This is a genomic window from Rhodopirellula europaea 6C (genome assembly GCF_000338295.1).
GTDB lineage: Bacteria > Planctomycetota > Planctomycetia > Pirellulales > Pirellulaceae > Rhodopirellula > Rhodopirellula europaea.
This window is the reverse complement of sequence record NZ_ANMO01000259.1, coordinates 1-12,445: the sequence shown is the minus strand read 5'-3', so window position 1 is coordinate 12,445 and position 12,445 is coordinate 1. Positions and strand designations below refer to the sequence as shown.

Annotated in this window: 7 protein-coding genes; 6 read left to right on the top strand and 1 reads right to left on the bottom strand. The window is 55.0% G+C overall.

Annotated elements, in window-relative coordinates:
• The first annotated feature begins 24 nt into the window (after positions 1–24).
• The 5 genes from RE6C_RS27590 to RE6C_RS27570 all read left to right on the top strand — a co-directional run bounded on the left by RE6C_RS27590 (position 25) and on the right by RE6C_RS27570 (position 10,012).
• Positions 25–1,734 (top strand): coiled-coil domain-containing protein, encoded by a 1,710-nt coding sequence (locus RE6C_RS27590; RefSeq protein ID WP_144054895.1) that lies wholly within the window; start codon positions 25–27, stop codon positions 1,732–1,734.
• Between the two features lie 32 nt (positions 1,735–1,766).
• A complete protein-coding gene (locus RE6C_RS27585; protein ID WP_008662006.1) occupies positions 1,767–4,745 on the top strand; it encodes a DUF1156 domain-containing protein in 2,979 nt (992 codons plus the stop codon).
• A 25-nt stretch (positions 4,746–4,770) separates the two neighbouring features.
• The gene (locus RE6C_RS27580) at positions 4,771–5,601 is read left to right on the top strand and encodes a hypothetical protein (RefSeq protein ID WP_144054894.1); all 831 of its coding nucleotides are present in this window, start codon (positions 4,771–4,773) and stop codon (positions 5,599–5,601) included.
• Positions 5,602–5,654: 53 nt separating this feature from the next.
• On the top strand, positions 5,655–8,996 hold the full coding sequence (locus RE6C_RS27575) for a DUF499 family protein (RefSeq protein ID WP_008662002.1): 3,342 nt from the start codon (positions 5,655–5,657) through the stop codon (positions 8,994–8,996).
• A 149-nt stretch (positions 8,997–9,145) separates the two neighbouring features.
• Positions 9,146–10,012 (top strand): hypothetical protein, encoded by an 867-nt coding sequence (locus RE6C_RS27570; protein WP_236618572.1) that lies wholly within the window; start codon positions 9,146–9,148, stop codon positions 10,010–10,012.
• 357 nt (positions 10,013–10,369) lie between these two features.
• Here RE6C_RS27570 and RE6C_RS27565 read toward each other — a convergent pair whose 3' ends face one another.
• Positions 10,370–10,756: a GIY-YIG nuclease family protein gene (locus RE6C_RS27565; protein ID WP_008661999.1), complete on the bottom strand. Its 387-nt coding sequence runs from the start codon at positions 10,754–10,756 to the stop codon at positions 10,370–10,372.
• 409 nt (positions 10,757–11,165) lie between these two features.
• Here RE6C_RS27565 and RE6C_RS27560 point away from each other — a divergent pair, with 409 nt between their 5' ends.
• The gene (locus RE6C_RS27560; RefSeq protein ID WP_008661998.1) at positions 11,166–11,495 is read left to right on the top strand and encodes a helix-turn-helix domain-containing protein; all 330 of its coding nucleotides are present in this window, start codon (positions 11,166–11,168) and stop codon (positions 11,493–11,495) included.
• Positions 11,496–12,445: the final 950 nt, after the last annotated feature.

Sequence of the window (12,445 nt, the reverse complement as noted above, 5' to 3'; positions counted from 1 at the left end):
TCGATACTGTCGACGAAACGATCTATGGCCGATTACCGCCCAATCAATGCGACAACGCACTTCAAATGTGCTTTTGATGTATGCATGAAGAAAAGTGACGAAAGTGGTGCATCATTGATGTCACGGCTACGTCAAGTTCTCCAGGGCTGGGCGATGACCAAGGTAGCCCCTTCGAAAAAGGGGCTGCTACGAGGGGCATGGTTCTACAACGGGAATCCTCTTGACGAGCCCTGGCTTGTCGTAGGCGATACTCAGATTCGGACGGGGATTGCGTTGGCAGACTCGCACCCTGATCCAAAGGCGTGGGTCTTTGAACTTATCCATAAAGATTCCTCTGAAACAAGTCGTCGTTGGTCCGTCGACGTGGGGCTTGTGCGACAAGATGACGGGACAGTTCGATTAACTGCATCGAATCACCATTGGATGATCCCAAACTACATCGGTCCGTATCCAGAACCGCCGGCTATGGCGACCCCGCGTTTTTTACGATACATCCTGAACGCCCGGGATTTCTGCTGTTCACGTGGTTCTGCCTCAGTAGGAAGCAAGTTTGAAGTCGTTACCCATGAGAATGTGCAACAAATCTATGAAAGGCTTCGAGACAAAAATCGTCATCTGCCTTTCATTTTTGTCACGAAGTCTCAGGATGGGGATGGGTTGGCAATCAATCCGGTGCAGCTTTATCGTTTCTTGTTGGGGAACGCCAATGTATTTGCGTTCTATGATGACGCTGTCTTAGCGGGGATGAACTATCTGCTAGGCGATGACTTCCGGGTTGGGGAAGGTTCTGTCCGATGCTTCCATCGCTATTTTGACAAGAAGCATACCGGCAACCAGCGTTGGCACCGCTATTTCTCACCGCACCAAATTGAAGAGCAGGGTGAGCAGTGGGTAATCCAGGCGATTGCAAACGGATTCGCCCGAAACAGCGACTGTCTTTCTGCGAGAGACATTAAGTCGTTCAATGACATCCACTCCGTTCGCCGGTCTGCGCAGGTCAAACGGTTGCGTCAGGCAATTGCCGATCGAGCAGCATCTACGAATGACGAAGAACTGAACGAGATGATTATTGCGTATGACGAACTCGAGAAAGCGATGGCGGAAATAGAATCATTCGCCAACCAGCTATCGAAGGAAAAAGACGCGGCCGAACAAGCACAGGCCGAGATGAGATATCAAATACGTGAAGCCGAAAGGCTACGGCAGCAGTATCAAGATGCAGCTACGATTCAGAAGACGGTTGATACTTTCAAGGAGTTACCAAAGAGCCTCTCCGAGGCTCTGCAGATGGCAGAGCGGTTGTTCCCGGACAAGCTGGCAGTGACCGAAAACGCCTACAAGACGGCGACTGAATTCAGCCAGGGATCTGAGTACTGGCGAAAGCAAGAAAGCGTTGCCACAGCCTGGAATTTCTTGTTTTGTTTTGCGAACGTGCTGCACGAATTAGTTTTCACTGAGGTTGCCGGTGATCCCTCATGCCAATTCAAAGACTCAACCGGATATGACTATGCCCCAACCGAAGGTAGCATGACCAAAGATGATTCGAAAATGATGAGAAAGCGTTCGTTCACGTACAAGGGAACGCAATTCGACATGTCACCTCATTTGAAGCTGAACAAGAAAAAGGGCGAGTACCTGCGTCTGCATTTCGCGATTGACCAGAAGAAGAAGCGCTTCATCGTCAATCATTTCGGCGAACACATTGAGACTGCTGGAACTCGCCGACAGTCGTAGAAGCTATCAGCTAACAGGGCAAGAGATACGGAATGGCACCGACCCCACAACAAACAACCTACCGCAAGAAGCTGATCGAAGTTGCGTTGCCTCTCGAGGCGATCAACACCGCGTCTGCGCGTGAAAAATCAATCCGTCACGGTCATCCATCGACCTTGCACCTGTGGTGGGCTCGGCGACCGTTGGCAGCTTGCCGAGCGGTGTTGTTTTCGTCGCTCGTCAACGATCCGGACGACGATCCGATGTACGGGCACGACGAGAACGTCGCCGGCACTGAACGGGAGAAACTACACCAGCTTATTCGCGAGCTGGTCGAATGGGAGAACAGCAACAACCCGGACGTCATCAATCGAGCCCGCTTGGAGATCGCCCGCAGCATCGCGGCCAACAAAGTCGCCGATGGCGAGCTGGAGGACGACGCGCAGCTGGTGTCCACGGCCCCGGAGCTGCCGGAAGAACAAGCCAAATACCTGCCCGATCCGCCGCCGGAGTACACGCCGCATGACGTGCGGTTCAAGATGCCGGGTTTGAAGCCTGAGCAGGTGAACCACTTTCTGGCGCATTACGCCCCACCGGTGCTTGATCCGTTTGCGGGCGGCGGCAGCATCCCGCTGGAGGCCCAGCGACTGGGGCTGCGGGCCTACGCTAGTGATCTGAACCCGGTGCCGGTGCTGATTAACAAGGCGTTGATCGAGATACCGCCCCGGTTTGCCGGTCAGCCGCCGGTCAATCCCGATGCGCAGAAGGGGAAGCTGAAGAATGCTCAATGGAACGGGGCGCAAGGTCTTGCCGAAGACGTGCGTTACTACGGCAAGTGGATGCGGGACGAGGCGGAGAAGCGCATCGGGCATCTGTATCCCAAGGTCAAAGTCACGCAGCAAATGGTGGACGACGGACGGCCCGATTTGGAGCCGTATGTCGGGCAAGAGCTGACCGTCATCGCTTGGCTCTGGGCAAGAACCGTGAAGTCGCCCAATCCGGCGGCGAAGGAAGTCAAAGTTCCGTTGCTCAGCACTTTCTGGGTCTGCAAAAAGAAAGGGAAAGAGGCCTATATCCGTCCTTTGATTTCCAATGGCGACTATGAGTTGCAGATCAAGACGGGTGTACCCACAGATTTCGACCCGAATCCCGGAACTGTCAATCGTTCAGGGGCAACGTGTTTAGTAACGGAGTCGCCGATCCCATTCGATCATGCGCGTGATGAAGGAAAGTCGGTTGGTTTGGGACAAAGACTTACCTGCATTGTGGCGGTTGCAAAGCGAAAACGACTCTACTTTTCGCCTAGCGAAGAGCATTCCGAGATTGCATTAGGCGTTGATCCGGGAAATCCGCCAGACACCGACCTGCCTGAAAATGCCCTTGGGTTTCGAGTTCAGCTTTATGGTATGAATCAACACAAGAAGCTCTTCACCGATCGCCAACTGGGTTTGCTCAGTTGCCTGACGGAACTCGTATCTGACGTGCACGATAAAGTTCTCACCGATGCCGAAGCATCTGGAATAAAAGCCCCGGACGAACACGCTCGCGCTGTTGCAACTTACCTTGGTGAGGCAGTCAGCAAATCCGCCGCTTTTCATTGCACACTTGCATCTTGGAGATCAAAGGAAGGGAAGTCCGGAAGAGCATTCGGACGGCAAAACCTGGCGATGACGTGGGATTTCGCAGAAGTTAACCCTTTCGCCAATGCCGGCGGCGCTTTAACTGAGCTGTTTGATTCAGCAGAAAAGACAATTCGCGACTTGCCCGCGACGGCGACTGGTACCACAAGGCAATGCGATGCGACCGCGCTCGAATCAGAAGAGCCTTTCGTCATTTCTACCGATCCACCGTATTACGACAACGTTGGATACGCCGACTTATCTGACTTCTATTACGTGTGGCTCAGGAAGGGCTTGTCAAAGATATACCCGACTCTGTTTGGCACGATGCTTACGCCAAAACAAGAGGAACTCATCGCAACGCCTTTCCGACACGAAGGAGGCCAGAAAGCCGCAAAGGTCTTCTTTGGAGAAGGATTGGGTAAGGCAATTGCTCGTATGAATGACGTTGGCAATTCGCGTTTCCCTGTCGCGATTTTCTACGCCTTCAAACAATCTGAAACTGACACCGCCGATATGAGCACTGCATCGACCGGCTGGGAGACATTCTTAGAAGGCATCATCAAAGCAAATTATGAGGTGACGGGCACATGGCCGATGCGCACCGAGTCAACCGTAGGTCTGAAGATGTCACAGAATGTGCTGGCCTCTTCAATCGTTCTGGTTTGCCGGCCAAGACTAAGCGACGCTTCTATGGTCACGCGAAGAGACTTTGCGAACGCTTTGCGCAAAGAGTTACCCGAAGCGATCAAACACCTGCAATCGGGCAACGTGGCTCCGGTGGACCTGGCTCAGGCTTCGATCGGGCCGGGGATGGCCGTGTTCAGCCGCTACAGCAAGGTCGTCAACGCCGACGGCTCACCGATGTCCGTCCGCGAGGCGCTGCAGCTGATCAATCAGGTCCTGGACGAGTCGCTCGTCGAGCAGGAATCCGATTTTGACGCCGAAACGCGGTTCGCCCTCCGCTGGTTCGAGCAGTACGGCATGACCGAAGGCCCCTTCGGCGATGCCGAAACCCTCGCCAAAGCCATGGCCGTCAGCGTCACGGGGATCGTCGAATCGGGGATCGCCGCCTCCGGTGCCGGCAAGGTTCGACTGCTTAAACGTGACGAGCTCTCGCCGGATTGGGCTCCCGAAACAGATACCCGGCTGACCATGTGGGAGGTTGCGCAGTATCTGATCCGATCGCTCGAAAACGATGGCGAAGCCGCGACGGGTGCACTGCTGGCACGAATCGGCTCGTCCAACGGTGAGATCGCCCGCGAACTGGCGTACCGTCTGTACCAAACCTGCGAGAAGAAAAAGCTCGCCGAAGAAGCTCGCGCCTACAACGGCCTGGTCGTCAGCTGGCCCGAGATCGTCAAACTGTCACGACAGGTGAAGCCACAGCCAGTCCAGACCAAGGCGTTTTAGGATGGAACAAGACGCTTCTGTCGAAATGCTTGCTACACGTTGGGCTGCGCCACCGGTTGATTCGAATGCTCTTGAAACTTTGCACGCTGCGGAAGCACACTTCCCGGTCTCGTTGATTTCGACGGAATCGAGCAAGCTTCAGTGTTGCAAGGTCGATGAAACCGCGGCGCAGGCAGTCGCACGTCCTTTGGCGGGCGATTTTGATCATCTTCCGGTGAAGACCGAAGATGGGATCATCGGGTTGTTCTCTAGAAAACGAAAGTACATTCGCCAGACTGTAGGCGACGTAATGACGCCGCTGAACGAGAAAATCCTGATGTCAGCCGATGCCGGAATGATTCACTTCCTCGAAGAGGCTGATCGACGCCCGTTCGTCTTTCTAGTGAAGGGTGACTGTATTTCAGGTGCCGTGACCCTAAGTGATATCCAGAAGGTTGCCGCACGCCCTCCCATTTTCTTGCGGCTCACGCTCTTCGAAATCCTGCTGACAAATTGGATCCGAGAACGAGTTGGCGAGGACGAGAAGGCATGGCTGAAGCACGTTTCGAAAAAGGCAAACAAGGACATCAACGAACAATACACGAAGCGGAAGAAAGCAGGCGACGACGTTGACAAGCTTTCGCTCGCAACGCTGAAACCCAAGATCGATGCCGCGCTTCGGATGGGAGCATTTCGAAATGTGTCAAACTCACAGAACAGCCTCAACCAGTTGAGAGTTTTTCGAAACCAGGTGGCTCATGCCGATGAATTCGGTGCCGACCAAGTTGCTGCGTCGGCAGTCCCGAAACATCTACGACTGCTGCGAGAATTCATCGCAAGATTTGATGGAGGGAAGTATGAACATCCGGTGATTTAATCTCGCAAAACACTAAAACGCACTCGCAAATTGGCAATCAAAGAACACTGAAAATGGCAAAAAGTAATCGCAATCGAGTCGGAGATTCATTGGACGTTTTCGTTGAGGGGATGCTGCCGTTCGTCTCGCAGGAAATGCAGAGCCGTCACAGCGACTCTTGGGAAGATAAGGTTCGCGAGATCATGCGAGAAAACCCCGCCACCTCGTCTAAGGCGGGGAGCGTGAATATCGCCTGGGACACCGCACTGATCATCAGTGTGATCATCAAAGAATGGCAGTATCTGTTTCGAAAGAAGCTGGGCGCCGGCGAGCGGGCGATGATTCACGAATTGTCTGACATCCGAAACCGCTGGGCTCACCAGGAACGATTCAGCACCGATGATACGCTGCGTGCGCTCGACACGATGCACCGGTTGTTGTCGTCGGTCGGTGCCGGTGATCAGGCTGCGGAAGTAGACCGGTTGAAATCGGAGGTGATGCGAACTCGCTTTCAGGAATTGTCCAAGCAAGAGACCCAACGTGCGAACAAGACCGCTTTGTCGGGACAGCCGACTGGAGGCTTGAAGTCGTGGCGTGATGTGGTCACGCCGCACCCGGATGTTGCTAGTGGGCGTTTTGCACAGGCGGAGTTCGCCGCTGACTTGGCACAAGTGATCCGAGGTGACGCGACTCATGAATACGGGAATCCAGCCGAGTTCTTCCGAAGGACGTACCTAACCGAAGGTTTGCGTGAGTTGCTGTTGAATGCGATCAGCCGTTTGACCGGACAGGGAGGCGATCCGGTGGTCGAACTGCAGACGAACTTTGGTGGTGGAAAGACGCACTCGATGTTGGCGTTGTATCACCTCTTTTCCGACGCGAAGAGCGCCGACCTTGCCGGGGTCGATGTGCTGCTGAAAGAACTCAACGTGGATGAGCCACCCAAAGCCGCTCGTGCCGTCATTGTGGGGACCGCGCTGTCGGCGGGGCAACCACATACAAAGGACGATGGAACGGAGGTCCGGACCATTTGGGGTGAGATCGCTCACCAGCTCATGGGAAAGGCAGGCTACGACATTGTCGCGGATTGTGACAAGAATGGGACTGCCCCCGGCAGTGACCTGCTGTCTGATCTCTTTAAGGCGGCCGGCCCCACTTTGATCTTGATCGATGAATGGGTGGCGTACATTCGCCAAACCTACGAAACCCCCGGACTACCCGGTGGTAGTTTCGATGCAAACCTGACGTTCGCTCAAGCACTCACCGAGGCTGCGAAATCACCTCAGGTATTGGTGGTCGCGTCTTTGCCGCAATCGCAAATCGAAGTAGGTGGTGAAGGCGGACAGAAAGCTCTCGACATTCTTCAGAACACATTCACTCGAGTGAAGTCATCGTGGCGTCCCGCTAGCCAAGAGGAAAGCTATGAGATTGTTCGCCGGCGATTGTTTGAACCGATCAGCGGTGAGAACTTTGCCGCGAGAGATGCGGTCTTAGAGGCTTTCGCGAGCATGTACCGCCAACATGAGGCGGAGTTCCCTAGCGGAGTTCGGGAGTCCGAATACATTCGCAAGATGGAGGTCGCATATCCAGTTCACCCTGAATTGTTCGAACGGCTGTACAGCGATTGGGCATCTCTGGAGGAGTTCCAACGAACACGTGGCGTGTTGAGGCTATTGGCATGTGCAATCTATTCTCTGTGGGAAGGCAACGATAAATCGCTGATGATCATGCCCGCAATGATCCCGATGGATGATCAGCATGTATTGAGCGAGATCACAACGAAGTCGGGGCTCTCACCCGTGTGGACGAACGTTATCGAACGAGACGTTGACGGAAACGATTCGTTGTCGCGCAAGATCGATCGTGAGATCTCGAATCTTGGCAGGCTCTCGGCGTGCCGGCGAGTTGCTCGAACGATCTACATCGGCAGTGCCCCAATCGCCGAGAGTGCGAAAAAAGGCGTTGATGACCGGCGTGTTCGTTTGGGATGCGTTCAACCTGGGGAGAGCGTTCCAATTTTTGGTGATGCGTTGAGACGCCTTACCGATCAGGCAACTCACCTGTACGTGGATGGAACTCGCTACTGGTTTTCGACGCAACCGAGTGTGACGCGGTTGGCCCAGGACCGTGCTGCGGAACAAAAGCTGGACGTTCTGCTGCAAGAAATCGCGGCAAGAATCAAGCAGGAAAAACGATTGAAGGGAGAGTTTCATGGCATCCACGACTGCCCCGATACCTCATCGGATATCGCGGACGAACCGGAGGTCCGTTTGGTCATCATGGGCCCCGACCATCCTCACCGCCCCAAGGCTCAGGAATGCAAATGCGTGCTAGCGGGAAAAGAGATCTTGGAGCAGCGAGGCAACAGTCCGCGAATCTACCGAAACTCGCTTGTTTTCTTGGCTGCCGATAAAACGAGACTCGACGAATTGATCGAGGCCGTGAGGGCGTATCTCGCTTGGAAGTCGATCGTTGAGCAATCGGAGCAACTGAATCTCGATAGCTTCCAGAAACGACAGGCGGAAACCAAACTCGCCGAGTCCAATTCGACGGTCGCTTCTCGTCTTCCGGAGACCTATCAATGGCTTCTGGTCCCTGTGCAGCCGAATCCGACGGAGAGTCCTGACTGGCAAACGTTCCGGCTAACGGGACAGGGCTCGTTGGCGGAAAGGGCCTCTCTAAAGCTCGTCAATGAAGAGTACCTGATGCCGCAGTACTCGGGTGTTCGACTGAAGATGGATCTGGATCGCATTCCGTTGTGGCGGGGTGACCATGTGTTGGTGAAGGACCTCGCGGAGAACATGGCGCAGTACTTGTACTTGCCTCGACTGACCGATCGGAATGTCTTGATCAAAGCGATCGAAGATGGCCTTGCGACACTGACATGGCGTCAGGACACATTTGCGTTCGCACACGCCTACGACGCCGACCGCAATCGCTATCAAGGCTTGATCGGTGGGACACAGACCACAATCAACGCCGATTCCTCGGCAGTTGTCGTCAAATCCGATGTCGCAGTCAAACAGATGGCCGCTGAGGAAGAGCAAGCACAGGCAGTCAACGAGCCAGGAGGAACCGGGGCGGAGTCCGCGGAAGGGCCAGGCGGCTACACGACTAAGGGACTCGGAGGGACGAATGGGACAGCAACGGGAACAGGCGTTGCAGCCACAATTCAAACCCAACCTAAGAGGTTTTACGGAACGGTCAAATTGGATGCAACGCGTTTAGGACGTGATGCGGGGCGCATCGCCACAGAGGTCCTCAGCCATCTTGCGGGTCTTCCAGGTGCCGACGCTCAGGTTTCGTTGGAAATCGAGGTCGATATCCCTGACGGCGTACCAGACAATGTGGTGCGCACAGTGATCGAAAATTGCAGGACCCTCAAATTCGATGATCAAGGGTTTGATAGTCAGTGACAATCCGTTGAGCCTCCAGCGTCCAAGCAGATTCCCGAACTCATTTGCTCATCACTTCCGTGCCTAGCATCTTTTCTACGTATTCGACCGGTGAGAATCGGGTCACGGCTTCTTGTTTGGCTGTTCTTCGGTCGCTTTCGATTGATCGGATGGAGCGGTTGATCGGGGCTCTGCTGGAGCAATCGGAGTTCCAGTTGATTCGCTTTGAGAACCAACCGTCCAAGGGTGGCGCAGGCATTCCCGATGCAATCATCCAAAGCAGTTTGCGACTGCTGATCGAGACCAAGACTCAGAGGAACACGGTCCGAAAGGACCAGGTCATTCGCCATTTGGCTCGTCTGGATGAAGCCAGTGAAACCAACCTGACGCTGCTGATGCTGACGCCGGATGATGTGCGTCCGAAAACACTGGATGAGATCAACGATGATCGTGTCGCTTGGACTTCGTTCACGACGCTGGATCAAGCGATCAATGAACTCCTGGAAGACCCCAAGGAGGTTGTGTCGGAGCGCGAGGCGTTCTTGCTGCGCGAGCTACAAGCGATGCTGGAGGCGGAGGGATTGACGGCCAGCCTGAATGACACGGTGGTCGTGGCCGCTCGGAATGCTTGGCCGGAATACCAGGAGTTGCATGCGTACGTCTGCCAACCGAATCGCTCATTTCAAATCGTGCAACGGATGGGGTTCTATTCTCAGGGCGTGATTTATCCGTTGATCCCGCGGATCACGGCGTCATTCGATGATGTGGTGATGGAGAAGAACTCCCACGCGGGAGCCTTGGGGCAATTGGTCAACCGTTTGGTGGACGAAGGGCATCGGCCCGAAGGGGAACGATTCAAAGTCATGATGCTGTCGGCTCCGGATTCGCCGGACACGATTACATTGGACCAGCCCATCCCAAACGACAAACGTTCGAAGTCGGGCAAGCCGACTGCGTTCACGATGGGACAACGCTACGTACCCAGTGAGCGATTGCTGATCGCGAAGGTGACGTCGGATTTGGATGAGGCGGAGTAGGCGTGCGGCCTTGCTAACGCGGCGGGTTGTGATTCTGCCCCACACCCTGAACCTCTCCACCACGAAAAACGCGGGAAAGGGGCAAGCGTTGAAACCGGACGCTAGCGCGTGACGGTTGACGCGGGTGGTTGTCGTTTTGGCTCGTCGCCCTCACGAAACATTTGGGTGAGGATGTAAAGCCAAGCTCCGCAGGAAAGGGCCCTGCTTCTATCGAGACTGCGAGGCGTGCGGATCGCCAAGGCTGGTTCATACCAACCCGACGCGCGCCGATGGTTGAAAGAGGCATCCGTGCGATCGAGGCAATGGCGAGCCGGTGAGTTGAATAGGCTGTCGTTCGCTGCGAAACGCTCGTGGTCATCAAAACAAGAGTTGCTCCTGGTGATCTGGGGCGTCGTCGTCGTCGAGTTCGGTGGCTGAGTCGCGTGCTTTTCGGCGTTCGATGAACGCTTCGATGTCGTTCTCGTAGGGGGGGCAGTGGAACATGAACTGGGGGTTCACGTCATCTGAGATGGCGTTGAACGACTCGCATCGTTTTCGCATGTCCTTGAACATCGCATGCCACTGTTTCTCTTTCACGACCGCTTCGGATTCCGACATCACTTCGATGTGTTCCACCTTGAGACGGAATGGGCATCCCGATTGCAGTTGACTTCGTCGTCGTGCGATGTTGGTGGATCGGCCGATCTTCACGAATCGTCTGCCGAGGAACTCGCAGGTGATGAAGTAGACGCCAGAGTTCGACAAAGTTCGTGCTTCCGATTTTGGTGGGGAGCGGGCAGTTCGCAAGGAGATCGATCAAGGCCATTCTACGAAGTCCGCAACCTGACCAGATGCTGGCCGCCATTGCTCGCGATTTTCGTGCGGATTCTAGCTCTGGCTTGAGACGCGAAAGTCAAACTAAATTCGGGGCTGTTTTGTGCTACGTCTAGGTGAGCAGCGGTTAGCAACTGGAGTGGACTCTCTGTCCTGCCGGTGTTGCTGGATGGCCGCTCACTTGGTTTGATTGCGTCGTTCGCAATCACACCACTTCGTCTGTGGATCAGCTTTTAATCCGTCGCCTTCGCGTCTTGCGACGCGAGGCCGCACCGAGCCACTCTGGCTGCGGTGACACACAGCACTGTCAACCCAAGGGGATCCTATGCGCAGCCCACACATGCACGCCAACGTGACGTATCGTCATCAGCCTGATGCGTCGCCTCACCCGCAAGTTGTTGGCGAACAGGTGAGTGGTTCTACGAATCGAAAGATCGCCATTCCCAAACGCTCGGCGACCCAATCAACACGGATTGAGCTTTCTCGTCCGAAGGTCGGCCAATCTAGCGAGCCTCTCGCACTGACTTACCAGCAAGCAGCGGACGCATTGCAGGTCAGTGTCTCGACGATTAAACGGCGTGTCAAAGACGGTGATCTCACCGCCGTGATGATCGGGAGTCTCCCGCGGATTCTCAGGGCATCGATTCAGCAACTGTTGGGCGAGCATTGACCTCGCCGTCGAAAATTGTATTTCAGGTGTGTTGTAGTCTTGGGCCATCTCAATTCGGCCTGAAGCCGAATCAGTGGGCAGATTCCGATCGAACCAAACGCCAAACGGCGATCCAGGGACACTGCAACGCTGAACTAAATTTATGGCCACTTTGAGCTACGTCTAGGTGAGCAGCGGTTAGCAACTGGCGAGGACTCTTTGCCCGCCGACGTTGTTGCATGGCTTCTCACCTGGATCGATTGCATCGTTCGCAATCGCACCACTTTTTCAGCGGATCAGGTTTTGATCCGTCGCCTTCGCGTCGTCTGACGCGAGGCCGCACCGAGCCACTCTGGCTGCGGTGACATTCAGCTCTCTCAAACACAAGGGGATCCTATGCGCAACCCACGCACGCATGCCACAAGCTCCAGTCGCTATCAACCGAGGCCCGTGCAGCACGACTGCCAAGTAAGGCCACGAGAGGATCGCAGAAAGAAAGTCACCCGAAGCACGCTTCGGCAGCGTTACCCAATGTCTCTGACGCCGACAACCTACGGGGAGTTTCGTCGACGGGGGAAGAAGCGATGAGCAAGCCCAGTCAGCTTTTACACGGAACGACCGGCTAGCGAAGTATCGCTGCGGGTTTGGCACGGTTTGTTTTGCCTGATGCCGTACCGCTTTGTTCGGCATCGATGCCCGGTGACAGCAAACGCTCTCGCCGGGCTTCTTCCCAACATTTTCTCGACTCGAAGTTAACACCATGCAGAGCACATCGTGGCTCGGCTGGCGTGATTTGAACGCACTGTTTCTGTACTCCGATCCTATGCAGGTCTCCAATGACAAAGAAAGAACAACCCTTTGACGCTGACGAACTCCTGACCCTTATCGCGAGACTTGCCGCGAAACGCTGGCTTCGTGAACAGCAAGCCAAGCACATCGAGGGACTGAACGCTGGCTGCGAGAAACTTCCT

Excerpts from the sequence above, each read along its gene's own strand:
- RE6C_RS27560 (WP_008661998.1), top strand. The coding sequence starts at position 11,166 with ATGCACGCCAACGTGACGTATCGTCATCAGCCTGATGCGTCGCCTCAC.
- RE6C_RS27575 (WP_008662002.1), top strand. The coding sequence starts at position 5,655 with ATGGCAAAAAGTAATCGCAATCGAGTCGGAGATTCATTGGACGTTTTC.
- RE6C_RS27580 (WP_144054894.1), top strand. The coding sequence starts at position 4,771 with ATGCTTGCTACACGTTGGGCTGCGCCACCGGTTGATTCGAATGCTCTT.
- RE6C_RS27590 (WP_144054895.1), top strand. The coding sequence starts at position 25 with ATGGCCGATTACCGCCCAATCAATGCGACAACGCACTTCAAATGTGCT.
- RE6C_RS27585 (WP_008662006.1), top strand. The coding sequence starts at position 1,767 with ATGGCACCGACCCCACAACAAACAACCTACCGCAAGAAGCTGATCGAA.
- RE6C_RS27570 (WP_236618572.1), top strand. The coding sequence starts at position 9,146 with ATGGAGCGGTTGATCGGGGCTCTGCTGGAGCAATCGGAGTTCCAGTTG.